The sequence below is a fragment of the Candidatus Uabimicrobium helgolandensis genome, from assembly GCF_041508025.1.
Taxonomy (GTDB): domain Bacteria; phylum Planctomycetota; class Uabimicrobiia; order Uabimicrobiales; family Uabimicrobiaceae; genus Uabimicrobium; species Uabimicrobium helgolandensis.
Genome location: NZ_CP165719.1, coordinates 4752116 through 4778046 on the forward strand (window position 1 = coordinate 4752116; position 25931 = coordinate 4778046).

Consider the following 25931-nt stretch of genomic DNA (forward strand, 5'->3'; position numbering starts at 1 on the left):
CATAGACTTACTAAAGTTAAGTTAGGAGGTAATAAAGTCATTTCTAAGCATCGATAAAGTTACGCAATATTTGTGATAATTGCTGTTCTATGCTTTTAAATATAATCTGTGCTTGCGGATTTACAATTCGTATTTTTTGGATTTGCGATTCATCATCTATAATAATAATGTTCGCCATTTCGACATTAATGCGCCCAGGGTAATGGTACATAAAATTATCCTGCTTAGAAACAATACAAATGTAAAGGTCTGGTTTTACAAGAGGAAAGTCATTTCCTGGAGGAGTAACAAGTATAATATCGCCTTGTTTTTCACCTTCTCGAATAACAGCTTCAAAATTGTTTCCAACTAAAACATTGTGTTTCAGTTTATAGAATAAAGACTGTATTCTCTGTAATATGGGAGGAAAAAATGAATTAGGGCGGTTAATAGATATGTGATTTGTATAAAAACTAGAATAGCAATAAGGCAAAAAAATCCAAGACAGTTTTTTTTTCTGTTCGTAAATAGTTTTTGCGATAAGGGAAATATGATATTCGTTTTTCGTTTGTGGTATTGCATTACAAATAGCAATGGTTTTCTTGTTAGAATCTAACATTATTCTCTTTATAGGAGAATATCGCAATTCAATACCACAACGAAAAAATTTTTTACCTAAGAGGCTAAGATATTCAAAAGTGACATTACTACCAGCAAAAACAGCGTCGGTAATGTTATGTTTTTTAATATGTAATTCTAGTGTATCTAGAGGTAAAATTGGAATTCCCTCTGGATATAGTCTCCCAGCTAGCGGATATAGACAATGATTTGTTGCGTGTTGTGATGCAAAAAAAGCAACATTTTTATTTTTACGGTAATAAAGATTATAGAGATGAAACTCTTTACCATTGTTTCCGATGATACATATATTTTTTTTCATACAAGAAATAACTTCTTATTCTTTTCCTAATATTTGGAAACATCTTTCTAAAGCTTCGTGGAACTGAGCTCCACCGCTGAGCTGTACACTTTTTTCGGCAATCATTCTTTTCATACGAGTAATAACGTCCATTGCCATTCCGAAGTTGTTTTGTTGGTAATAACCTTCTGCTAGACCTAGAAGAGTTTTAAGAGCGGCTTCTGTGTTTTCGGTCTTTTCGTAAATTTCCCCTAATTCTTGTCTAGCAGCATGGTAATCGGGAAAAAGTTCTAATAATTTTTCTAGCTCGCCTATTTTTTCCTCAACAGACATAAGTGTTTTTTTGTGTTTATAACTTTGTAAGTCAACTAAAACTTGGACGCGTATTTTAAAATCTTCGATGTCTAAAGGAAAAAAGATATAATCATCTACTGGAATATAAAGAACTTCAAGCAGAGAAGTTACTGCATTTTTGGGAGCAATGAATATAAGTGGTATTCTTTGCGTGCCTGGATATTTTTTTAGAGTTTCGCAAATTTCAACGCTTTGTTCCCCTAATGCTTCGTGATCCACAATAATTAAATTGGGAATAGCTTCGCGTATTATATCTAGACATCCTCGCAGATCATTTGCGATTTTGTATTTATAATTTGCATTACTTATTGCATCTTGGAGAGTTTGACTGTGGTCTTCGCCAACAATTAATATGTCTTTTTCCATTGCTTTGATAACAACTAAACGTTGTTTCTCCTAAAACTAAATAACTAGCCAAAATAGTGGCACTACTTTTGCCGGTCTACTTACGAATTCTGAATTTCCAAGAAAGATTCTAACTCTTCAACTATATCGATAGGAGCAGGTCTCCGTGCTGGTTTATAATCCATCATTTTTTCTATTAAGTTGCATAAAACTTTACTAACATTAGGATTTTCTTTTTTTACACGTGGTGATGTTTTTGTGAGTCTTTTTGCGATCACTTCTACTTGATTCTCTCCTTGAAATGGAACCTTGCCAGTAACAAGTTGATAAAAAGTTATTCCTAGACTATAAACATCACTTTTTATGTCTATGTAATTGTCTGTTACTTGTTCGGGAGACAAATAGTAAGGGGTTCCCATAATAATTCCAGATGTTGTTAGTGTGCATTTGCCATGAATAGACTTAAAAATACCAAAGTCCATCAATTTTGCTACTTGATTTTCATCGATTATTATATTTGCTGGTTTTACATCGCGATGAACAATTCCCAAAGTACTTAAGTAATTGAGTGCTCTTGCTACTTGTAGTACGATATCTGCGGCTTTTTTTTCTTCCACTTGCTGTTCACCAATGACATCTTCGAGAGAATCTCCTTTTATATACTCCATTACCAAAAAGACTTTATCAGGCGTTTGATAAAAATCTAGCCCTTTAACTAGGTTAGGATGTTGAAAATACAACATCATCCTTGCTTCTTGAACAAAGCGCAAAATTCTCTTATTTTCATCCCCTTCATCCGAAAATTGAAGAGTTTTTATCGCAACGATTTCTTCATCTACATGTCGTTTTGCTAAATAGAGATCTCCCATACCCCCGCGTTTATACTTTTGAACAATAGTATAGATACCTCTACTACCAGATATGATTTCGTCTACAACAAATTTTCCAGTTATTGTTTTGCGGTAAACTTCAACTTGATCTTGTAGATGTTCATTTTGGGTTACTAAACGCTCTACCTCTTGTTGTGCTTTTTGTAGTTTTTCAGCTATTTCGTTTTGTGAAGCAAAAGATTCTTCATAAAGATTTAGTTGCTTTGTTAAAGCATCAAAATTTTGCTGTAGAAGTTGTCTATCTTCCATTAACAAAACTTTTTCTTTGTGTAAATTTTCTGACTTTTGCAACAATTCGTCGCGCTCCTGGCAAACTTCGACAAGTTTCTCCAAACCTTCGCGATTTTCTTTAGCGTTTTCACCTAGGATGGAGTGTAAAGATTGGCGTCTTTTCTTTTCTATTTGTAGTTCTTGCGCGATTTGTAGATTACTGCCTTTTTCTTCTCTGTACTGCGACTGCTTTAGTAGGAGTTTGGATTTGTAGTTATTTATGACCATCTGGGTGTGTTGATTGAGTATCTGTAACTGAGATTCCAGAGCAACAATATTATCTTTAAATTTGTGGTTTTCTTTTTGCAGAGATTCTTTTTCTAAACTCCACTGTTGTTTTTTCTTTTCTAATTTTTTTTCTAAAGCTTTGTTGTTCTTACGTTCTTTACCAAGTATTTCTTGTAAGCTTTTTTTGTGTGCTCTTTGCTTAGTAATTACTTTTTGCATCTCTATCAGAGATTCATTGTCCTGCTTTTCATTTTCTGGTGCAGCAATTTCTAAGCGGTATTCGATAGTATCAGACTTGTCTTTATCCGCTTGTTTTTGAACAATTAAAAGAATTTTATCGCGAGCCTTGAGCTTCTGCCTTTTTTTGAAATCATCACTCAAGTTAGGCTTATAGTCACGTGCTCTTCCCTGCCAAGGCGCTAAAGGCTCTGCGACGCGTATAATCTCTAATTCATGTTTTTTCTTATTGGGTTTTTGTTTCTTATTAGACATTAAAATCTAAACTTACTTGTATTTATAGAAAATGGTTTGCCAAATACTAAGAATTGTAAAATATACAAAATTATTTTTTTACATTCCCTAACATGTAAAATACTAATGCCTATCCAATACTTTGAACAAAAATTTCAGCTTCTTTAGCAGTATTCACTTTCCCTGTTGCAATTGCTTGAAACAATTTTCTACCGTGTCCACCTGAAGTGTTATAAGTTTTGATTAAAACCATCAGAATTCCCCATGTGTAGAGATCTGGTTCTGCCATAACTTCTTCTTGAACACTTTCTGGTAAACTTAATAAACTAATTGCTTCTTGAATATATCCAGAGGTTTTCCCTATATTGCGACATAATTCGTCGGTAACTTTGTCACCCAATCCTTGGTATGCAAGTGCTTCTTCGATAGGATTTAAAGCCAATCGCGCAAAATTTTCTACCATAGATAACGACAGTAAACGATTTTCAATAGTTACGAGTTCAACAATACACGGAACACTATCATGACCAGCTTTTTTAGCAGCTTCTAAACGGCGTAAACCATATACCAACTGATACTTATTTGTACCTCTAAGTTTAATAACTTTTAGCGGTTGTTGTATGCCGTAAATTTTAATGCTGGAAACTAAAGGGGAAAGGTCTCCGACTGATTTTCGCATGTAGTTCTTTGGAATTTCAATGTCTATGGTATTAATACCAATGACTTCTAAAGTCACTTCTGGCTCAGCAGACGATGCAAGAGGGCCTTCACCTTTTAGCTTAGCTACTCGCGTAGCAAATCGGCCTAAAGAGTCTGAATCTTTTACTCGAGTATTGTCCTCTGAGCGCTTTTTTACAACCATGCGTAAAAGATCCACTTATGTAACCCTCCTCATAATTTCCGCTGCAACGTTTTTATAATCTAGCGCTCCATAACTATCAGGAGCATAATCAAAAATTGGTTCCCCCAATCCTAGTGATTCTGCTAGCTTAATATTTTGGCGGATTTTTGTTTCGAATAGTAAGTTAGGATATTCATCTTCTAACCAAGACAATACCTCTGAACAAATTCTAGTGTTATTTACCATACACGCTAAAACTCCCAAAACAGACAATTTGCTGTTTACTGCTTCTACAGTTGTCTTTATTGTACGAAGTTGACTAAGTAGAGCAACTATACATACAGAAGAAGAAGCATTTACAGGAATAAGTACGGAGTCAGAAAGACACAAAGAGGTCATTGTAAAGTTTCCTAGAGTAGGAGGTAGATCTATAAAAATAAAATCGAAAATATTACTCATAGGACTTAAAAGATTGTCTAGTTCTGTAGTAAATTCATTAGAACCATAAATAGCCAGCTCGTGGTTAGCAGGCATTATACATAGGTCGGAATCGTTATACGAGTATACCGCGTCCTGAGGATCAACTCTTCCAGACAATACATCATAAATAGTATTTGTGTCTGTAGATAGAGGTGAAATACCAAATCCAAGAGAAGCAGTACCTTGAGGGTCTAAATCAACAACTAAAACTTTTAATTTATGAAAGCGAACTAATGCACAAGATAAATTCACAGCTGTTTGACTTTTCCCCGTCCCTCCCTTTTCAATTGCTACACTAATAATCAAGAAAATCTCCTTTCACTTCTTTTAAAGAGAATGAGCATGTAAACAGTGCAAAACGAGAAACTGTTTTATTCTACTTTTAACACTTATCGTAGACAAATAAAACTATAATATATTCATAATGAACTATAAAATATAGTAAAATTTTATATGCTACAGACTTAAATAACACTGCATAGTTACAAATTATACCAAAACTAAAAAGGAAAACAAGAAGCTACCTGAAAATAAGTGACTTTTGGGAATTCGACGTATAAGAGAGAGGTAGATGAAAACGGTAATCAGAGACAGGAATAGTTGAAAATTTCTAGCAAGTTATGCGTTGCGGTATGATATCAATGTTCATTGGAAAAATCTTCGAATAAACAAAGTTTTGGTTTATAATATTAATGGGTTTAGAGCTAGGTAGATTTTAGCGATATGCGTTATCAGTAAGGAATAGCAATGGAGAGTATAAATTATTCTGCTCGGTTTTTATTCGACGTGGCAGGGTTGTTAGCCAAAGAAATTCATGAAGAAGAACATATTCGCGTAGTGGCTGGTATGACGTGCATTGATCTAGGAAGTATAGCACTTGCGAAGGATGCTAAAAGTTGTTGGAATTCAGTACTTCTTTATGCAAATACTCGAACAATAAACAAAGTAAAAGACATAGTAAACAATGCCTGTATATATAGTCCTAACAGTAAATATCTTGAAGAAGCAAAAATAAAAATTGATGTCTACGCTAAAAAAGAAAAAGACAGATGCACATCTGTAACTGTTATTTATGTTGTAATTACAAATAAAGAGCAAAGTAGGTTAAGACAATGTTTACCTCAAAATATTTCTTTTGAGGAGTGTTCTTTCAATGACGATCTTAACTGCTATGATCTTAGGCGTCGCAATTGGAAGGCTTTTAATCCTCCGCATGCAGAAACAATTGGAACAGAAGTTGGTTCCATTATGAAACAAAAAAATTCATACATTTCAGAAACACATAACTTCAATTTTCAAAAAGAAACACCGCAAGACTTTATAGAAATATTGGAAGACTGCAAAGAAAAAAAAGACTTAGTGATTGTTATCGTTGATAACTGGAGTTTATTTTTGGATGAGTATGCTACAACAATGAAAGATTATTCTAAAAAGAATTTTTACCATTGTGGGACGCTTATTGTACGTAATGTGGAAAATGATCTTGTCAATAAAAATGAAGATTGTTTGCAAGATTTGGTAGATGATATATTCTACAATGAAAATGGTAAAAAACACCATCATAATACAAATATTGTTGAAGATATAAAAAATTTAGAACCACGCTTATTTCATGTATTTAATTCAGTAGTTCTCTCAATGAATAGTAATCTTCCAATGATGCGCCGCGTAAAAAAACCGGCTAAAAAAATTCCGAATACTAATTTAGGTAAACAGAAGCCAGCCGAAACAGAAAGGAATGAAGCCTTAACCAGTGGAAAGGTAAAAAGTAAAATTTCAAAGAATAGAGAATACACACCTCCACTTCCAAAACTAGGTTTCGAATAAAAAGATGTTAGGAAAATTTATCACTTTTTACTCCTACAAAGGGGGGACTGGACGTTCTATGGCCTTGGCAAATACCGCATGGGCTTTAGCCAGTTCTGGTTATAATGTTCTTGCTATAGATTGGGATTTAGAAGCTCCTGGTCTTCACCGTTACTTTGATCCTTTTTTACTAGACCCTGACCTAGAAAATACCAAAGGGATTATTGAATTAGTTTCAGAATATGCCTTTGCAACATTAGAAGAATCAGAGTCTGAAAATTGGTATGACGAGTATACCGAACGCTTTTTTAGTGGTGATTATAAACAAAGTATTGACTGGGATTTCAAAAATGATGGTTGTCTTGATTTTATTGGGGCTGGTTGTCAAAACTCTGCTTATCCATCAACTGTTACTTCTTTTGATTGGGCTAATTTTCACGAACGCCTTCAAGGAGGATATTTTTTAGAAGAAGTAAAAGAATTACTACGCCAAAATTATGACTACATTCTTATTGATAGCCGTACAGGAGTAAGTGATACTTCGGGAATTTGTACTATTCAAATGCCAGATATTGTGGTGTTACTTTTTACATTAAATAATCAGAGTATCCAAGGCGCGGCAAAAATAGCAAATGCTATTTGTAACTCTTGGAAAAGAAACGAGATCAAAGAAAGAATAATTTATCCTCTTCTTTCCCGTGTCGACTCTGCAGAATCTGACCGCTTGAACTCTACCTACAATTATGCTATTAATAAATTTTCGAAAATAATAGAAGATTTTTCTATTGAGAGAAAGAACTATTGGAGTGAGATGCAAATACCTTACGTTCCTTTTTACAATTACGAAGAAATTTTGGTATTTTTCCAAGAGAGCATGGCTCTTCCAGGCCTATTACTAAAAGCGATGTTGCTTATTGCAAAGCGTTTGTCGAAAAAGGATCTCGATATACAAGAGATTCTTCAACATGAACGTAGTAATATCATTCGGTTGTATATGCGACAAAATATGCGTGAAAGAATACAGTTTCGGTATAACTTATGGATAAAACAAGATAAAGCTGTGGATTTGTTACTTTGCGATGAAAATTTAGAAATGGCAAAAAAGTTTTGGCCTGAACGAGATAAATTGCGCTTGAGAGAAGAGCTTGAATTTGTTGATATATCGATAAATAATTTAGACTTAAGTAACCAAAAGCTAAGAATTCTTAACTCCAACAGTCTAAATGATCATTCAGGTTGTAAGGTTTTAAATTTGCATAAAAATTTTCTAGGTAATGTTACAGGTAGTATTAGTAAACTAAAAAAACTAATTTATCTTGATATTTCTGAAAATATTTTGCAATCTCTACCCGGAGAAATCGGTGAACTCTCAGAACTCAATACTCTGGTTTTGCATAACAATAAATTAAGAGAATTGCCACCAGAGATCGTTTCGCTCTCAAATCTGAAAAGATTAGATTTGAGCGTTAATAAGCTAAATAAATTACCAAAAGAAATGGAAAAGCTTTACCATCTTTCTGTTCTTGATTTAAGAAGCAATCGCTTGGAAGAGCTTCCTGGAATAAGCCAACTTAAAAAACTTACCAAACTAGATATTAGTAAAAATGAACTGTCAATTTTGCCGTCTCTTTCTCAACTAAAAAACCTACGTATTCTAGATTTGCGAAATAATAGGTTAACAACCTTACCGAAAGAAATAGATAAATGTACAAAGCTCAATGAACTGTACCTTGACAACAACTTTTTTATCGAATTATCCGCAGAAATTACACAATTAAACGAACTGAGAAAATTGTACGTAGGAGAAAATAAGTTAACCCAGCTGCCAAAAGGAATAGGGCAACTAAACAAATTAGAAGAATTGTTTTGTGATAATAATCAAATAAAAGAGTTATCGCAGGAAATAGGAAACCTTATTAATTTGAAAAAGTTGTATTTTGGAAATAACAAATTGATAGCATTACCTATAAATATTGGGAAACTTAAAAGTCTTAGAACTCTATATCTTGGTGAGAATTCCTTGAAAGAGTTACCGTACAACATTATGCAGTTTTCGCAATTGAATGAGCTATTTTGCGATCACAATCAATTGGCTAGTTTGCCTAAAGAAATAGGTTATCTTAAAAATCTCACAACTTTATACCTTAGTGGAAATAAAATAAAAACTTTGCCAAAAGAGATTGGTCAACTTCACAATCTTACCATGCTCGACTTGAGTGACAACGAATTAACAGAATTACCAGAAGAAATAGGAAATCTTGAAAGTCTTACCGTTCTCAATTTAAGTGGTAATCGTTTGAAAACTTTGCCAAAAGAAATAGCAAAACTAACTAATCTTACAATACTATTTCTTGACAGAAATGAATTGCTATTATTACCACAAGAAATGAAAGAACTTTCTTGTTTGAAAGTTCTAAATCTACAGGGGAATGACTTTGAACTTCCCTCTAAAATATACGAATTTTTGCCTGTTGAACAAATTAAGTATCTTTTACATCTTCAAAAGCAAAACAAAGAAACAAAATTACTGGAAATAAAAATGGTTATCTTTGGGGAACAAAAAAAAGAAAAGCAGTTTTTGGAAAAGCTCAGTGAAAAATCAAATAGTGTGCTAAAAAATATAACAGAATTGATAAACACAACAACTTGGCAATTACAACTGCGCTCAAATCAAAAAATTAAACTTAATATATTAGATTTAGGACCGGAGATTCGAAATAAGATTCATTGGTTGTTTATTACGAAACGCAGTTTGTATGTTTTTTTGTGGGATATAAATCGAGAAGATAAGTATGAACATCTAGATTACTGGTTGAGCACTATTGCTGATCTTGCGGGTAGTGTACCTGTTTTGATTGTCGTGAATAAAGCTGCCGACGAGGACGATTCGCTTATTGACCGCATAGCTTTAAAAAATAAATATCCGACAATTAAAGATTTTATTGGGTTGTTTCCAGAAACAGAAGAGGGTTTTCGTCGACTAAGAGAGGCGGTAAAAGAAACAGTTAGTCAATTAGAGTATGTGCGCACATCTTGGGTATTAAGTTGGTTTGAAGTAAAAAAGCAATTAGAAGAACTCTCTGATAATTTTGTTACTTATTCACACTATCAAAAACTATGTTCTAGTCAGCAGATAACTAAAGAGCACGGAGAAATTTTATTACAATTCTTACATGATTTAGGTATAGTTCTATATTTTCGAGATAACAGTGATTTAGCGGAAATAATTGTCGTGAAACCGGCTTGGCTAGTAACAATGATTGACTCTGTACTAAACGAAGATTCGCTAGAAGGTATGTTAACAAAAAGCGACGTAGAGAAACTACTACAGAGTAATGCGCAAAACAGCGCTTATACAATAGCAGTTATGAAAAAATTTAAGATGTGTTTTGATCTTAAAGATAATAAATTACTCATCCCACAACAATTTGCATTTGAAAAACCACAGTTATATTGGCCTAACACGGGTATTATTTTTGAATACGAGTATGAAATTCTATCTCCAGTTATTATAGCTCACTTTATTGCCAAAACTCAAAAATGGTACCAAATTTGTTGGCGAGAAGGTGTTTATATACAAGATGGTATGAGTATGGCACTAATAGATGTTGATCAGATAAAAGATAAAATTTGTATTCGTATTAGTGGAGCAAAAAAGAGAAATTTTTTAGAACATATACTAGAGCATTTTGAGCGCATTCATTGTGCACACTTAAATACCAAGGTACAACAAAAGATAAAAGTACCAAATCACGATGTTTATTTAGATTACAAACACTTAATCGTATATGAAGAAATGAAAAGAATCGCTATCTTTGTTCCTGAAATGAGAAAAGAATTGTCTGTTGAAATGCTATTAAACGGTGTAGATGATGTACAAATAGAAGAAGTTATCTTAGAACAAAAGCCCCTAAAAGATATTGCTAGTGTTTGTAAGAAAAGAGGAGAGTTTGGTTTAGCCATTCGGTATTATAGTAAAATTTTAGAACAAGAAAGAGAAAAAGATGATACCATACATTTTTGTGATATGATAGCTAATACACTGTATGATAAAGGCGAGTTAGATTTAGCTCTTGAATATTACGATAAATCGCTTAAATTAAAAGAAAAAGCGGGAGACTTTAATGGGACAGTCGTTATACTACATAATATAGCCATTACATATCATTGTATGGGAGAACTCGATTTAGCTCTCAAGTATTACAGTGAATCACTTTTGGAAAATGCAAATGCTATTAGCTTGATGAACGTTGGTAGGTTATATTGCGATCAAGGAAAGTTAGATCTAGCTCTCAACTGCTACAATAAAGCATTTGAGTTGGTAAAGAAAACCAATAATTCTATTGAAATAGCTTTAATTTTGGGTCGTATAGGCGGTGTATGTTTTGACAAAGGAGAGGTAGATTTAGCTCTTAAGTATTATAATGAATCACTTGAATTGACAAAAAAAAGAAATAGGCCTTTACCAATAGCTCGCAGTTTATGCAATGTAGGTAATGTGTACTTTGACAAAGGAGAGCTAAATCTAGCTCTTGAGTACTATGATGAATCACTTGGTTTAAGAAAGAAAATCGGCGATTTTTCTATAATAGGAGATGTTTTATACCGTATTAGTCGTGTATATAAGGCTCAAAATCAAATGGCAAGATCGCTAATATATAAACAACAAGCGTTAAGTTTGACGCAAGATAAGAGACTTGTAGTCGTTATCCTCAGTAGTATTGCTGTACTCTATCAAAAGCAAAATAATATGAAAGAAGTAAATAAAACAATTGCTAGAATAAACAAAGGGTATGCAGGTAGTACTGCATATTACAATTTAGCTCGCGTATATTCTTTACAAGAAGAAAAACATCAAGCACTCGAGCAGCTAAATCTCGCCTTTGATAAAGGCTTTGTCAATTTGTATCGCCTAAACAAAGAACGAGATTTTGACTTTATACGCAGTACATCAGAATATAATGAATTAATACAAAAAATACGTGCAAAATCTCAAGAGTTGGATAAGATACAAATAGATGTGTAATATTATATCAATGACATCATCTTTTAAAAAATCGCAGTGTGACTTTAAACAGGAAAATCAATGAATACAATAATTAAAGACTTCGATAATAAAGAGGGTAAAGATCTGGTTATTGCTGATTTAGAACAGGAAGTGAAGTCTCGACAAACACTCATAGAAAGAGTTACTTCCGAATTAGAACATTTACAAAAGGATTTTTCTTCTTATGGCACTGAACAAAATAATGATAACGCTTTTGAGCAACGCCAACAAATTCAATATCTTATCACGCAAAGAGAAACGTCTTGGCGACAGTTATTACAAATGCAAAAAGTGCTAGACCAGCTATATAACGAAGTAAATGTTAGTGTAAAAGAAAGTTTTGGGCGCTATCGCGATGGTTGGGAAGCGATTATTTGTGCAAAATATCGTCCAGCTCTAGCTGTGAGGGAGGAATACAGTAAGTATACTTTGCGAGAAGATGATCTTGAGCGTTTGGGGGTTGTGAGAGGAAATGATCAGAATTGGCGCGAGATTATTACTGGGGAAAAACAGCAAGCAATGCTTAGTAATGCCCACAAAGTAGGGCGTATTGGGTTGTTTAATTCTAATTACTGGCAGGGAACAGGTGCACTTTTATTTAGAGAAAATCTTGTTGTTACTAACCGTCACGTGTTAACTAACAATGGTTTTTACGAGTTAAATTTTCAGGATTACAACGGACGTTTTTTTACCGGTAAATTTAATTTGGTAAAAATGGGATCGACTCCAGCGATTGACTTTAATGCTGTTTACAATGCTAAGGAGAAAAAACAACAGCGCCTTTCACTTGGATCTCCTTTTGTTTCTAGTCATTTGGACTACGGCTTGCTAACTTTGAAAAAATCCCACGGTTATTTAGAAGTAGACACAAATAAGTACTCCGATGATGACCTAAAAGATCGTAAAGTTTATGTGCTTGGGCATCCAGCAATTGACGAGAGAGCTTATGTTTCCGATTTACGCATTTTTGAGCACTACGATTACAAACATATTATGCCAGGAACAATACGTTCAGTAGAGCAAGTAGCAGTGAACAAAAATATTGAACCACGTATATATCACGATTGTTCGACTCTTGGCGGATGCAGTGGTGCTCCATTAATTGATATCGAATCAGGCAAAGTAATCGCGATTCATTGGGGTGGTGTTCATCGCGAGCAAAACTATGCGCTTCCTATATGGACTCTCATAGAAGATTTGAATGAAAAAGGCAAAAAAGATCTTTATAATGCTTTGTTATAATAACAGAGAATATTTTTTTAGAATAAAAGAGGATAGTAATGGATGTTAACTCTGCGACTTTGTTAGAAATAGCAAACTTGCTAGCTCGCGCATGTAGTATAGATGATATGGAATTAGCGGTGCAGCTCACTCGAGACATTGAATTACATAATTTAGCGCTTAGAGGGAGCTTGCGAAATCAGTGGTTCAAGCTACTTCAATATGCGAATAATCGCCAAACAAATAGAGTGTATGAGCTTGTCGAAAATATTCTGAAGCAAGACCCAACACATAAGGATTTAATTGCATCGATGAATAAAGTAACTGAAATTTTCGATGGCACACAGCAACACAGTCACAAAAATGCAAATTCTAAAAAGGAAAAATCAGTACTCAAAGTACAATCGATGGAAGGTTGGCGTCGCTTGACATTGCCAGAGATTGGCGATCTAAGTCGCGATTTGGTCAAGAATTACGTTTCTCTTGATCGCGCCAAACAAGCTCTTGAAGATATTGGTGTTTTTCCAGCTACAATACCAAATGCAGGCACTTTACAATATTACTATGTGAATATAATAAAACATCTAGAACCAAAACGTATGTTAGTGCAGTGGTTACAGAAATTAGCTATAGATCTGCTTGATCCAGAAGACTATGGTTATGTATTTGTCCGCGAATGGTTGAATTTGTTAGTAAAAGTTGACGATATAGACAAAAATAAGAAAGACAAAGCAAATTACATTCGCGAAAAAATTTGGCGCCCAGGCAAAGATTTATTAAAACCCGTTAATTGGTTATACAAAGGCTATAAAAGTATAGAATGTGTAGCAAATTTACTGGTCGGGGATGGAGGGGGAACAGGTTTTTTAATTGCCAAAGACTTACTGGTAACTAACTGGCACGTAATCTCGGATGAAAATGTAGCAAATGGTGCTATTGTTGAGTTTGATTACTTTAGAAATGAAGAGAATACAATTGCTCCACAAGCAAAAACTCTAGATCCTGAGAATGTATTCTTCTCTCTTTTAGATGAAGAAAGAGAAGTTGATATTGCAATTATTTCGCTAAGTGAGCCACAAGAAGACCGTTATATACCAAAAATACGCGAAAACATAGGTAGCAAAGAATCCGTTTACATTTTGCAACATCCAGATTCAAATGACATGAAAATAGGTCTAAATAACAATGAAATTAAAGAAATCAATGAAACTTCTTTACGTTATATGTCGCCTACCGCCAAAGGTTCATCTGGATCGCCGATTTTTGACCATGATTGGAACATCATTGGTGTTCATTGGGGCAAAGATGAAAAACGAAACATTGGTACGCGTATTAGTAAAGTTATGTCTATTTTAAAGAATCATAACAATGAAAATGCGCAAAAAATCTATCAGAAAATTTTAGATCATCAAAGATAGATATGCGTAGAAAATTAAATTAAACTTTTTATTAAGAAAATAGTTGGTTTGTGTCAAAAAGAATTATTCAATCGACCTTAAAAAAATAGATAGTTGCTATTAAGTCGTTTTTCAGAGTCTAAAATGTAAAGAAGCTTTATATAATACTGAAAACAAGGCTCTTGTTTGTCAATTATGGTACAGAGTGAAACGCTCTGGCTGCACGTAGACAGTCTATTTCTCTAACTCTAAAAAAATCTAGTTCTGTATGTGAACGAGCACTGGTATATGAAGCATCAACAACACGAACTAATTGAGAGATTTTGTTGTTGCGAAGTTCGGGTTTTACAGCTTTTATACCTCGTTCTAACGCCTCCCTACTGTTATTACTACTACTTAATATCTCGTAACTTTTTTCAATAGGAAGATTAAAATAATGAGCCAAAATATTCTCTACTCCGCCAATGGCTCCGCCGTTGCTATATTGAGATAAAACAATAATAGCTTGTTTGATAGAATTTGGAAGTTTTGCTCTTTGTTGTTGTATAGTTTCTTTGCTAATATTTGAGTACGCAAGTTTAGTGTTAGAAGGAATTGGAATACTCAAGTATTCTTTTAAATATAAGTTTTCGGTTATCGCATTTTGGTAGTTTTGTGCTAAACTTTTAGAAAGTATTGCTAGCAAATACTTTCCAGAACCGTGATTAGTTATTTCTGCTGATATATATGCGGCTTCAATTTTACGCAAGATCGGAAAGTCATCCCAAATTTTTCTATTGAGGGGTGTATAGCCTGTCTTCTCTAAAGAGTTTTCGATAGCAAAAGATTTATCAAGATAATGCTCTGAAATTGTGAATAGAGCTTTTTGATGTCTTTCTTCTATAGAATTATTTAGTTGTGCTATTGTTAGAATTGGAATTAAAATAGACAAAAGAACTAACAACAAATATTTCATCTTATTCATGATCACTTTCCTACCTTAAGTTAAAATCACATAAAATAATTAATAGCTAATTTAATTATGTAGTTGAAAAACAAAAAAACAAATTAAAAAATGCGAATAAGAAAAAATTTGTTTATTGTCAAAGAATTATTTGTGAGATACTTCAAGATAATTAACTAAATAGTCTATGTTGTTTTTGACATTTTGAGGCAGGAGTGTCTTATTTACGACTAGTAGCAAAGATGTGAGCATTTTTGGGCCATGAAGTCGCGCTTCATTAAAAACAGCATGCCAATATCTGTTGGGGGCAACATCGAGTGAAGGTAAAGATGATTGTTTAATTGTGGTTTGCGCATCAGAATTAGCTTGTTGGCACAAGCGGTTTGCATTAATGACTATTTCTCGAGCGCGAATTCCGCTATACAATTCTGCATATGCGTTAATAATACTGTTATCAACTTGATCACTTGGTACTATAGGACCAGAAGGCATAGTTTGGATAATTGTTACTGGATCTCGTAAGCTTTTTACTTTCTGTAAAGCAAGATTGAGATGCTTTTGAGTTTTATCGATAGAAAACGCATTATTGACTAATTCAAAAACTCGATTGTTTACACGATTATTTGCAGCAATTAAAAACTCAAACCAGTCATTATGTGCATTATTAGAAAATGTTAATTGATTTAACTCTAAGTCTGTTGTTAGTTGAATAACTATTTTTATTTTTTCTGCGTCTGTTATTCCTTTGGCTAATAAATCTGCTATTTCTTTCAAATCTCGAACATCCATATGATTCCTCTATGAAAAAATTTAAAATATTATGCTTGAGTATGAACATATACTTATACTAGGTAAGTTTTTTTTTGAAAAGGGTAATTTAAAATTAGAGCTAACATCTAGCGGTGTTTTTAATTTAGTTGAAAAATTGATTAAAGACAAATCTGCCTCTATAAAAATTATATATATAGGTTATAATAACTATGAAACAAAGCGAATAACTGTGAATTAGATTTTGCTTTGCTAATAAAATTTTGCAACAAATTAATTGTAAATTTTTGAATATATTTAAAAGAAAGGCGTAGAATGACCCCTGAAGAAATTGCAAATCTGGCAGAAAAATGTATCGATAATTACCTAACTAAAAATGACGTGGACTTTGCGCTGATGAAAATAAATATAAATCCTCAAAAAATAGACAGTGCAAATAATGGACTTGTTTATTATCAAAATGTAATCAAATATTTGCACAAAGAGAATAAACTACACTTGTGGTTACAAAGTCTTGCGAATAGTGAAATTGCGTTTGTTCGAGATTATCTTAAGTCGGAGAATCTGCCTGAAGAAACTATACAATCAAAAAGTGATTTTTCTTATACATTCACCGCACAGGAGTTATTTGATATTGCAGAGTTATTGGCAAAAGCTATATACGATAGAGATACTATTGAAATAGTAATCTCACTTACCAATGATATAAAAATAGAAGATTTCAAATATATTGGAGTTCCCAAAAAAGATTGGCTTTATTTGTTGGAAAGAGCTAATACCAGAGTTACAAATCGTGTTGCAGAGCTCGTCTCAAATGCGCTAAAACAAGATTCTGGTCACGTTAATTTAGTCGCCGCAAATAAGAAAGTTAAAGCAATTTTAAATAGATAGGGGTAATGAAATGAGTGGTCATGATTTGAAATTTGCGAATACAAAAACTAATAAAGTTGCGTTTTTTTCTGACGCCAAAGAAATGATGTCTAAACTTCGGGATGATATTTTAGCGGCAAAAGAGTCGGTTTATATTGCTGGCTGGAGGCTAGATCCTTTTATTCATTTAACACCTGATCAGGAAGATAACAAAGATGAAACGTTGTTTGATGTTTTGCAAGAAATTCCGAATGTAAAAGTTAAGATTTTGCTGTGGGATCGTCCAACGAATGAAAATGAAAGAGTTCAGGATATTTTTTCTGATTTAAAACACGTGGAAATTGTTTCTGATGAAGTAGGACGCAATCCAAAAACTGTTCTTCTGTCTCATCACCAAAAGTTTACGGTTATCGATTTAAAAATGGCTTATATTGGTGGAATAGACCTTGCTGGAGGGCGTTGGGATAATTGCGAGCATCTATCGTTTGCTTCTGTCAATCATCCAACTCTTTACAGTTACTTATCACCTTTTGTAGAAAAATACGATTACGAAGATGAGTACAATCCCTATACTCGCATAGGAGTTTATGATTTTCATAACGAACAAGATTTGCCAAAAGAAGCACGCGTAGGTTGGCATGATATCCATGCGAAAGTTGAAGGTCCTGCAGTAGGTGATATTGCAGAGGTATTTTGCGGAAGATGGAATAAACTTTACAACTCTTCTAAATTTGTGCAAAAAATGATGGGTAGAACAAACGAAAAACTATCAAATTGGAAACGAGAAAGTTACGAAAAAACAAAGGAGCATACTTCTTCGGTGAGAGTTGTGTGTTCTATTGATAACAAATGTATTGAGTTGCAAGATGACACAGTGGTTACTACATATCGAGATGCCTATATCGACTATATTGCAAAAGCACAACGTTCTATTTACATCGAAAATCAGTATTTTATTAAATCGGAATCTGAGCCACACGGGGTTGTTGTTGCTGTTGTCGAGCGCATCAAAAAAGCAATGCAACAAAACCAAAAATTTGAGGTAATTATTTTGCTCCCTGCAATCCCGGGTTTTCATCCAGAAGAAATGATAGCGCGCGGAATTTATGACTTGCAGTTAAAAGTGCGCGCCTTTGTTTATAAAGAATTAGAGGAAGTAGCACAACAATATGGAAAAGATGTTCACGATTACGTCGGTTTTTTTACTCTTGCTAACAAAGAACAAGGCACAAATAAACTTGCGCAAATATACGTACATTCTAAGTTAATGATCGTTGATGAACAAATTGCGATACTTGGTTCTGCAAATATTAACAAAAGAAGTTTTACCGGAACTTGGGACACCGAGATTGGAATAGTTGTTGAAGACCAAATCGCTGTTTCTAATTTTCGACGTCGTCTTGCACAAGAGCATTTCCAACTTTCTGATATTAGTGAAACTTTACTGAATCAGTTTACAAAAGTCGCGCAGTCAGAAGAAACGCGACTGTGGTTATACCCTTTGGAAGATAAGAGAGTTTATGGTTTTAATGGAGAAGCTCCTATCGCAAAACACTATAAATATATACCGAAGTCCGTTTTTGACAATCGCCAGCCAGAGGCTACTCTTGATTTAGAAATGCTTTTTGAATATCGAGACTAAGGCGTATCGACATTTATTTTTGGGAAGAAATTTCGTTTAACCATTTTTGTACGAATGTATATTCTTCTTCCTTGAGATGCTCTAACCATTTTTTAAGCAAATCTTTAGCTTGTAGATCCTTAACTACAATAATACAGTATTCTTCAAAGTTGTTAGACTCGTCAATTTGGTGAATACTGGCGCGTATCTTTTTCAAGGATATACGTAGTGCACTTCTCTCCATGTTTTCAGCTGTATCTTTTGCAAGCGGAATAATGACATATAGTTCAATATATTGTTTTTTGGCAAATGTATATTTTTGGTTTTTGAGATGTTGTAGCCACTGCTTTAATTTTTGTTCCTTGTGTAATTCGCGAATAGCGAAGGTGCAAAATTCGTTGAAATTTTTGGAATCTTTTACCTGTTTTAAAATGCTTACACTTTGCAATGAAACACGTAATTGGCTCTCTGTCATATTTCTGGCAGTATCTAGAGCTAAAATATCGAAAACACCACTTTTTATATTTTCGTCGGGCCAAAATTGATAAATTGCACTGAGAGATACATCTACCAAAACAAAACCCAAACAAGCAATAGCAGTTATTTTTAGTATTAATTTCTTATTAGAGTTTTTTTCTTTTACGCCATAAGCATCGTCGTAGAGCTCAAAATCGACTGAATCAGGCCCTCGCGAATTCTCTTTTTTGCTAGTGGTTGGAAGAGACTTTTCTAAGTGTTTTTTATTGTTGTTGGCGGTAGATTCTTTGACGTTGTTGACTTGCGGTGTCTCTTTTTTCTCTTGGCCATCAGCGGTAGTGGTTCTTCTTGCGTCTTCTCTTGGGCTATCCATCTCAAAAATACGCCGCATTTGTTGTAAAGCATCTGCCGTGTAGCGGTTTGTCTTGTCTATTTGATGAGCGGCTTCTACTAGAGAAGGAACTTGGTTTTTTGTTCTAGTATTTGCCCAAGATAACAATTTCATCCAAATGTTTTTTGCAGGACCTGTTAAAGAAAAATTAACATCGGCGGGATGAATATTTGCTAGTTGCATAACCATCGTTATATCGTCTTCAGAATGGTAACGTTTACAAAGTAGCTGTGCTAATTCCAGTAGTTGTTGTGTTTGTACTGTTTTTTCGGTAGCCATATTTTTTCCATTAGTTTAAAGAATTGATAATGAACTCTGTTTCTTATATTGGGAATATTACTTGTAGAGTTTGTCGTACCACTCTTTTGCAAACTCATTTTCATCTTTAATTAGATACTTTAACCACTTTTCTAATTTTCCTTTTGTATGTAGATAATCAACAACATTCATACAATACTCTAAGAAATTTTTTGATTTTGTTATTTTGTATTTTTTAATTTTGGTGGCTTTTAAAGATGTTGTTAATGACTCCTCGTCGATTTGTTGAGCAACAATTTCGGCAAATTCAGGAAGTAAATCTTTGATGTTTCTTCTCTTTTTTATTGGAATAATATTCTTGTTGTCTGTTTTGTCGAAATCTCTTTTGATAGTTTCAGGAACAATCTTAACAATCTTTGATTGGTGATATTTTATTATTTTATGATAAATTCTTTTGGCATTTGGATCAGAGTTTTTTTTAAGAATATGTAATATTTTACTTATACGTGTACCAGCATTGCGGCCTTTTTGTGAACCCCAGTGCACAGCTATGACATTCCAATTATGGTCAAATACTGGTGACCCGGAAGATCCCTGCTTTGTTGGAGTAGTATACTTTACAGAATTTTTTGTTATATTTCTTATTTGATTGTTATTAATTGATATTTGTAAGTCGTTTCCTTGCGCATGCTGCATTACATATATCGGAGTTTGTTTGTCTATTTTTTCTTTTATTTTTGGAACATATCGCGACTGTTTATTTTGAAGAGCAACAATTGAAAAATCAATGTCTCCATTTCTTGCTACAAAAAAAGCTTTGTCAGGGTTTAAATTTATTGGTGGCGCTTCTTGTATACTGCCATCTATATTTTGATAGTAGTCGAAAACTATTTGGCTCTTCTTGGCTATGTTGGTACTTGAAATTACATGATGATTCGTTACTATTAAATCATCTGTTATCAAGAAGCCTGTTCCTTCTTGTGAGGGAGTTCTCACTTGACCAATGCTCTGAACACATTGATATCCCTGTTGTAACCATTTTACCGATTTTAAAATGTCGTATTTGGGTCGTAAAAATTTTTCTCGTATGTAATTTGCTTCATTTTTTTGTGTATTATTTTCTGCATTTGCTAAGTAACTAATCCATTTTTTAGCAAATACATATCCGTATTTTTCTTCTTTATAAAATGGATCTTGTGCTAAGAAAAATAACCATTTTACTAAGAGATCTTTTGACACCAGATGTTTAATTACATTGTAGTAATAGTCATAATTCGATTCTCTATCGGAGCCTATTCTACCATCAGGAATATCTAATCGCCGTAATGCAGTATTTACATCATTTCTCTGGACATAGTTGTGTAGCATACTGTCACGTAACTCTATCATTTTACTTGGCTTTAACTTAATCCACTCATCACTGTAGATAATGGTAATACAAAAGGATAATGCAATTAATATTTTTCTCATTGTTACCTCTTATTTTGGAGGAAAAATAGCGTATCTCAAAATTTCATACTTGCCATTGTTTTTTTGGCGCCTACATTTTTCGTATGTTGTTATGTGATTACATCCGTCAAGATGATATATACTTAAAGTGTTAGGCAGATTTCTATCTGGCAATTTAGTGTCTGACTCATATACAAACCACATTACAAGAGTTTTGTCCTCTAAATCACTAGAAGGCATTATTTTAATTCTATTTCGATTTGTGAAGTTTTCGCAATCTGTTTCTTCATCTTCGTATTCTTCTTTTTCTCCTGCTTTTCTTAATTCCCAACTCCAATGAGGTCGAATTTTAGAAAATAGGTCATCATTATTATTATCGAGTAATAACTCTGGATTGAAAGATTTTTGTAAAAAGGCTTTTCTCACTACTTTTGAATGTTGCAAATCAGAAACTCTATCAAAATATTCTACATCAGAAACATCCCACTCTACATATTGAACTCTAGTTATTTGCGAAAAATCTGCTATTTCTTCTGTTTGTTTCGCGTTTGGTTCAGGTGGCTTATTGATTATTTGATTTTGAGTGCATGAACATACCAGTATAAAAATTATAATATAAATAAACTTCATGAAAATTTTTATCTCCATATAAACATTTGTATTTATATAATTATATTTTGTATTATATATTGTATCAAAATAATTTTTTTAATAAATTTTAGTTTAATGTTCTTCTCTTTTCACAAATATGTTCTAGATATGTTATTAATGGAGAAACAATGGAAAATTATTCAAGACGTTCTTTTTTAAAATATTTACTTGGAACTATTTTAGTAAACGGTTGTTGCTCAACAAATTCTCTTTGTAGTTTAGAAAAGTCTACTTCAAATTCAAAAAAATTACCGATTATTATTGATACCCACGCGCACGTTTTCAATGCTAATGATCTACCAATATACGGATTTATAAAAAAAGTAGGCCTAGGATTATATAATCATCAAAATACTGGTTTAACAGATGAAATGAAAGATGGTTTGGCGTATATGCTTACTGAAATCGCTCATGGCATAGGATATTCAGCAACGGAAGAGTATGAATACTTGAGTAATCCAAACCGAGAAAGTGTGAGTTTTAACAAAACGGATTTTGATAAAAAATTGCAAGAAAAACTTTTACAGTATAAAGTTTCAAACGACAAAAAAGAAAAGCAAATTTTTAAAATTTTAGCAACGGAATTAAAAGAAATTCAAAGCAAAAAGTTAGGTACCGAACTCGATATTAATATTGATCAGATACTCAAATCGTCCGACTCCGATAGAGAGTTTGTAGAAACTTTGGAAGTAATGTTTGACTTACCTTTTTTTATTATACGCCATATTGAATGGGTAAGCCTTCTTACTCAACCTAGATATAAAATTACGGAACAACTAATCAGTGATTTTGATAATAAAATAGATTTATTTTTAGGGGCAATGGTTGATCTTGATCATTGGGTTGAAGAACCTAGTCAAGTAAGGCCGACTTCTTATATAGAAGAGCAAATAGCGGTTATGAGCATAATTGCAAAAGAACAACAAGGTAGAATCCATTTATTTGCTCCTTTTGATCCATGGAGATTAGTTGAACGTAGAGAAATGGAAAAACAATCAGGTGAAAAAAATGCTCTTGAGGTAGTGCAGGATGCTGTTTTAAACCATGGATTTATGGGCGTTAAATTATACCCTCCGATGGGATTTAGTGCCACAGATAATATTAATCACAAAGATTTTCCTAATACAAGTACACCAGAAGAAGCTCGAGCATTTGGTAAAAAACTAGATGAAGTTCTTGAGGAATTGTTTGTATGGTGCGCGAAACACAATGTTCCGATTATGGCTCACTGTAACAATAGTAATGGTGCAGGAAAAGGTTACGCAGAGCGCGCGGCTCCTAGCTATTGGGAATCTCTTATAAAAAAACCACAATTTGCAAAACTTCGCATTAATTTAGCTCATTTTGGAGGAGCGGAGTCTCTTGTTAGTAACTATAACAAAGGTTGGGCGCTGCAGGTAGGACGGTTGATGCAAGAGTATCCGAATATTTACGCAGATGTCGGATATCACGAAGGTGTTGTACACGGTATTGGTAAAGAGGAATCTTATGTTGAAAAATATTTTTCCAATCTTCACAAAATGACGCGCGAATTTCCTCTTGTAAAGAAAAGATTAATGTATGGTAGCGATTGGTCAATGATTGCGAAGGAAAAAAATTATCAAAACTATTTGAAAGACTATTATGAACAGTACTGTGACAAGTTTGATGCGAATGAAATTGCAGATATGTTTGGTTTAAATGCTGTAAACTATTTAGGATTACCAAATGAAGATGTGAAAGCTAGAATTAGGAACTTTCATGGAGGTGATGGACCTGGGTGGTTAAAGTGTATTTGAGGCAAAAAGATACAGGAATTCCTGTATCTTTTTAGCGACAATATTTCCAAGTTAGAGAGTTATTATCCCAAAGGTTCACGAGAAATTAAAGTGAGTAAGATTTCTTGATGTGTTTCTATCTTACCTAATAGGTCTTCTGTTAATTTGCCTAAAGAAAATCCTTCTTGTGAGATTTTACTGCCTAGTAAAAGTTTTAAACTTTCTAAGGTCACTAACAGACTTTGTGACTTCAAATTACAACCAAGAAGGCCAGAGGTGAAAAACAGAATTTTGTCATTTTCTTTCCAAGTGAGCCTTTGCTCATAACCTAGAAAATTTTTATAGCAGCCAATTGGCATTCCCTTAGAAGATTGGATGATACTTTTTCCCTCTAAGTAAGCTATCGGTGAACATACACCATCTCCTACCCAAATAATATTATCACGGTGTAGCATGATAAGAGTTCCATTAATACTAAGGCCTTTGTATTTTGAGTAGATGATTCGATTAAAGTCTTTCATTATTTGCAGTGGAATAGTTTCGTATTCTAGTATTGTTTCAAAAATTCCTTGTATTTTAACTAGGTAGGGATCAATTGTCGAGGAGGGTAGGTCGTCTTTGTTTCCTATAATTTCCCCTAGGAACATGTATTTACTACTGTCGACATCTTTTGTGAAAAATACATTTTTCAAAAAAGGACTTGGCGCCCCCATAAATTGATACTCGCCTTTTAACTGCAAAGCAGAAGAGTCCAGTATCACAGTTTCACCGGGAAGTTCTGGGAAGAATCGCATTGGAAAAGCATTGTTTTGAATTTCTTCTAGCATAATTTTTTGTAAATCTGCGACTTCTTGAAATCCAGAGAAAAAGTGAAATTTATATTTTCCTGTGCTAATAATAGAATAGTGGTCTAATTCTTCCATATTTTCAATAGGTGTACCATTACAACGAACCTCTTTATCTCCCATATTTTTTAAATAATATTTATTTGATTTTTTATTGAATAGAAGCGCAAAATGTACTTTAGAAAAATATGGATCTGCTATTTGAATTTCATTAATAGAATCAAAACCGATATAAATAGCTTCTTTTGTTATGGGCATGCATTGTCGTGTATTTTCACATAAAATGTGCGCATCAAGGACTCTACTCACAACATTGACTACTGGAGGCGCTTCTTCAGTAAATGTTACAGGATTAGCAAAAGGTATTTCACTTAGTGGCATATCTAACGATTCACCTGTTGATAGAGGTGCCTCTTCTATTTCGACTTGCTCTTTATCATCAAGAACATCTTCTACGCTGGCAAAAATATCGCTTACTTCTGCTTGTATTGGCGCATGAATATCGTCCTCTTCTCCCTTTTGGTAATCTCCCTTAAAAGTATACTGAACTTCTTCGAGAACGTGCTGTTCTTCGGGTTTTAACTTTTCTAGTAGAAACAAACTTTTTACATTACCAAGTTGTATGATGTCTTTGTGTTTTAGATTTTTAGGGATTTGAATAGTACCTTTGTTTAAATATGTTTTTTGAAAAGTACTGAGGTCTTCTAAAAAATAACTACCATCTCTGATAAAAATTTTTGCATGTAATCGCGAAATAGTGGGTTCGTTAATCACAATACTTTGATTAACACCACGCCCGATAGTCATATTCTCTTTGTTGAGAATAAACTCTAATTTTTGATCTCGCAAGAATACAATCAATTTAGCGCAAGGTTCCATAAGAAACTAGCCAAGATTACTATACTTGACTTCCTTTCTGGTTCTGACATGAAATATAGTTTTGAATGTTTATAAACCCATGGAATTAAATTAATAGTTAGGTTATAATTAAGTGATGGGTCAGGTCACTTACAATGTATTTTGTACAGCCATTATCTAAATTGTACTAGATAAAATATAAATAGTAAAAGAATTTTGACTAGATGCCGCTTAAAAAATTTGGGAAAAAGTGATGAACTTTACGATAGAAGAGTTGCAATTGTCAGGTGTTTTGCTAATAAAGAGTAAAGCGTTTCACGATAAAAGAGGTTATTTTCAGGAAATTTTTAAAGATAGTGTAATGGAGAAAATAGGGTTAAAATTTGTTCAGTGTAACTATTCTTTTTCCCCGAAAAATGTTATACGTGGTTTACATTATCAGCAACAACCTTTTTCTCAAGGAAAAATGTTGATACCTCTTCAAGGACATATTCAAGATGTTGTTGTTGATTTGCGTACAAAGTCTCCGACTTTTGGACAGCATCTTTGTGTAGAACTACAAGACTTATCTGCAATGCTATTTATTCCTGAAGGTTTTGCTCACGGTTTTGCCGTAGTTTCAGAGCATGCTGCTGTTATGTATATGTGCACAAAAGAATACCAACCTAGCGCTGAATGTGGAATCAAGTTTGATGATCCGGATCTCAATATTCCCTGGAAACCACAAACTCCTATTGTCTCATCAAAAGACAATTCTCTACCGTCTTGGAGAGAACTGAATTTCTAGAGTTTTCA

General features: G+C 33.5%; 19 protein-coding genes. 8 read left to right on the plus strand and 11 right to left on the minus strand.

The features are described from left to right. Positions 1 to 43 precede the first annotated feature (43 nt). The 5 genes from UABHE_RS17340 to UABHE_RS17360 all read right to left on the minus strand — a co-directional run bounded on the left by UABHE_RS17340 (position 44) and on the right by UABHE_RS17360 (position 5083). Positions 44 to 919, minus strand: coding sequence for a hypothetical protein (locus tag UABHE_RS17340; protein ID WP_372364493.1), 876 nt, complete (start codon positions 917 to 919; stop codon positions 44 to 46). Between the two features lie 15 nt (positions 920 to 934). Beyond that, a complete protein-coding gene (locus tag UABHE_RS17345; protein WP_372364494.1) occupies positions 935 to 1618 on the minus strand; it encodes a hypothetical protein in 684 nt (227 codons plus the stop codon). A gap of 80 nt (positions 1619 to 1698) precedes the next feature. Beyond that, positions 1699 to 3477, minus strand: a complete 1779-nt coding sequence (locus tag UABHE_RS17350) for a protein kinase (RefSeq protein ID WP_372364495.1) — start codon at positions 3475 to 3477, stop codon at positions 1699 to 1701. A gap of 109 nt (positions 3478 to 3586) precedes the next feature. Beyond that, a complete protein-coding gene (locus UABHE_RS17355; RefSeq protein ID WP_372364496.1) occupies positions 3587 to 4333 on the minus strand; it encodes a ParB/RepB/Spo0J family partition protein in 747 nt (248 codons plus the stop codon). Then, positions 4334 to 5083: a ParA family protein gene (locus tag UABHE_RS17360; RefSeq protein WP_372364497.1), complete on the minus strand. Its 750-nt coding sequence runs from the start codon at positions 5081 to 5083 to the stop codon at positions 4334 to 4336. A 441-nt stretch (positions 5084 to 5524) separates the two neighbouring features. Between UABHE_RS17360 and UABHE_RS17365 the strand changes: the two genes are divergently transcribed. From UABHE_RS17365 to UABHE_RS17380, 4 genes are read left to right on the plus strand one after another with little or no spacing between them, the layout of a single operon-like run. Beyond that, entirely contained in the window at positions 5525 to 6604 is a 1080-nt protein-coding gene (locus UABHE_RS17365; RefSeq protein ID WP_372364498.1) for a hypothetical protein, read from the plus strand. Between the two features lie 4 nt (positions 6605 to 6608). Continuing rightward, complete coding sequence (locus tag UABHE_RS17370) at positions 6609 to 11609, plus strand: KGGVGR-motif variant AAA ATPase (protein ID WP_372364499.1); 5001 nt, start codon at positions 6609 to 6611, stop codon at positions 11607 to 11609. Positions 11610 to 11669: 60 nt separating this feature from the next. Beyond that, positions 11670 to 12872, plus strand: a complete 1203-nt coding sequence (locus UABHE_RS17375; protein WP_372364500.1) for a serine protease — start codon at positions 11670 to 11672, stop codon at positions 12870 to 12872. Between the two features lie 38 nt (positions 12873 to 12910). Beyond that, positions 12911 to 14269 (plus strand): serine protease, encoded by a 1359-nt coding sequence (locus UABHE_RS17380; RefSeq protein WP_372364501.1) that lies wholly within the window; start codon positions 12911 to 12913, stop codon positions 14267 to 14269. A 172-nt stretch (positions 14270 to 14441) separates the two neighbouring features. On the opposite strand, the gene UABHE_RS17385 is transcribed toward UABHE_RS17380, so the two are convergent. Both UABHE_RS17385 and UABHE_RS17390 read right to left on the minus strand, forming a co-directional pair. Further along, positions 14442 to 15212 carry a hypothetical protein gene (locus tag UABHE_RS17385; RefSeq protein WP_372364502.1) on the minus strand — a complete coding sequence of 257 codons (771 nt, stop codon included), beginning with the start codon at positions 15210 to 15212 and terminating at the stop codon, positions 14442 to 14444. Between the two features lie 126 nt (positions 15213 to 15338). Further along, positions 15339 to 15980, minus strand: coding sequence for a hypothetical protein (locus UABHE_RS17390; RefSeq protein ID WP_372364503.1), 642 nt, complete (start codon positions 15978 to 15980; stop codon positions 15339 to 15341). A gap of 294 nt (positions 15981 to 16274) precedes the next feature. On the opposite strand from UABHE_RS17390, the gene UABHE_RS17395 reads away from it, so the two are divergent. Both UABHE_RS17395 and UABHE_RS17400 read left to right on the plus strand, forming a co-directional pair. Next, positions 16275 to 16850 carry a hypothetical protein gene (locus UABHE_RS17395; protein WP_372364504.1) on the plus strand — a complete coding sequence of 192 codons (576 nt, stop codon included), beginning with the start codon at positions 16275 to 16277 and terminating at the stop codon, positions 16848 to 16850. Between the two features lie 10 nt (positions 16851 to 16860). Then, positions 16861 to 18471, plus strand: a complete 1611-nt coding sequence (locus UABHE_RS17400) for a phospholipase D-like domain-containing protein (protein ID WP_372364505.1) — start codon at positions 16861 to 16863, stop codon at positions 18469 to 18471. A gap of 13 nt (positions 18472 to 18484) precedes the next feature. On the opposite strand, the gene UABHE_RS17405 is transcribed toward UABHE_RS17400, so the two are convergent. Genes UABHE_RS17405 through UABHE_RS17415 form a run of 3 tightly spaced genes read right to left on the minus strand, consistent with a single transcriptional unit; the run spans position 18485 to position 21655 of the window. After that, complete coding sequence (locus UABHE_RS17405) at positions 18485 to 19597, minus strand: effector-associated domain EAD1-containing protein (RefSeq protein WP_372364506.1); 1113 nt, start codon at positions 19595 to 19597, stop codon at positions 18485 to 18487. Positions 19598 to 19654: 57 nt separating this feature from the next. Further along, positions 19655 to 21046, minus strand: coding sequence for a serine protease (locus UABHE_RS17410; protein ID WP_372364507.1), 1392 nt, complete (start codon positions 21044 to 21046; stop codon positions 19655 to 19657). 9 nt (positions 21047 to 21055) lie between these two features. Beyond that, positions 21056 to 21655, minus strand: coding sequence for a hypothetical protein (locus UABHE_RS17415; RefSeq protein WP_372364509.1), 600 nt, complete (start codon positions 21653 to 21655; stop codon positions 21056 to 21058). A 149-nt stretch (positions 21656 to 21804) separates the two neighbouring features. Here UABHE_RS17415 and UABHE_RS17420 point away from each other — a divergent pair, with 149 nt between their 5' ends. Then, entirely contained in the window at positions 21805 to 23454 is a 1650-nt protein-coding gene (locus tag UABHE_RS17420) for an amidohydrolase family protein (RefSeq protein ID WP_372364511.1), read from the plus strand. 62 nt (positions 23455 to 23516) lie between these two features. Here the strand turns inward: UABHE_RS17420 and UABHE_RS17425 are convergent, their stop codons facing one another. Beyond that, positions 23517 to 25157 (minus strand): FHA domain-containing protein, encoded by a 1641-nt coding sequence (locus UABHE_RS17425; RefSeq protein WP_372364512.1) that lies wholly within the window; start codon positions 25155 to 25157, stop codon positions 23517 to 23519. A 232-nt stretch (positions 25158 to 25389) separates the two neighbouring features. On the opposite strand from UABHE_RS17425, the gene rfbC reads away from it, so the two are divergent. Then, the gene (gene rfbC / locus UABHE_RS17430; RefSeq protein ID WP_372364513.1) at positions 25390 to 25923 is read left to right on the plus strand and encodes a dTDP-4-dehydrorhamnose 3,5-epimerase; all 534 of its coding nucleotides are present in this window, start codon (positions 25390 to 25392) and stop codon (positions 25921 to 25923) included. Positions 25924 to 25931 lie beyond the last annotated feature (8 nt).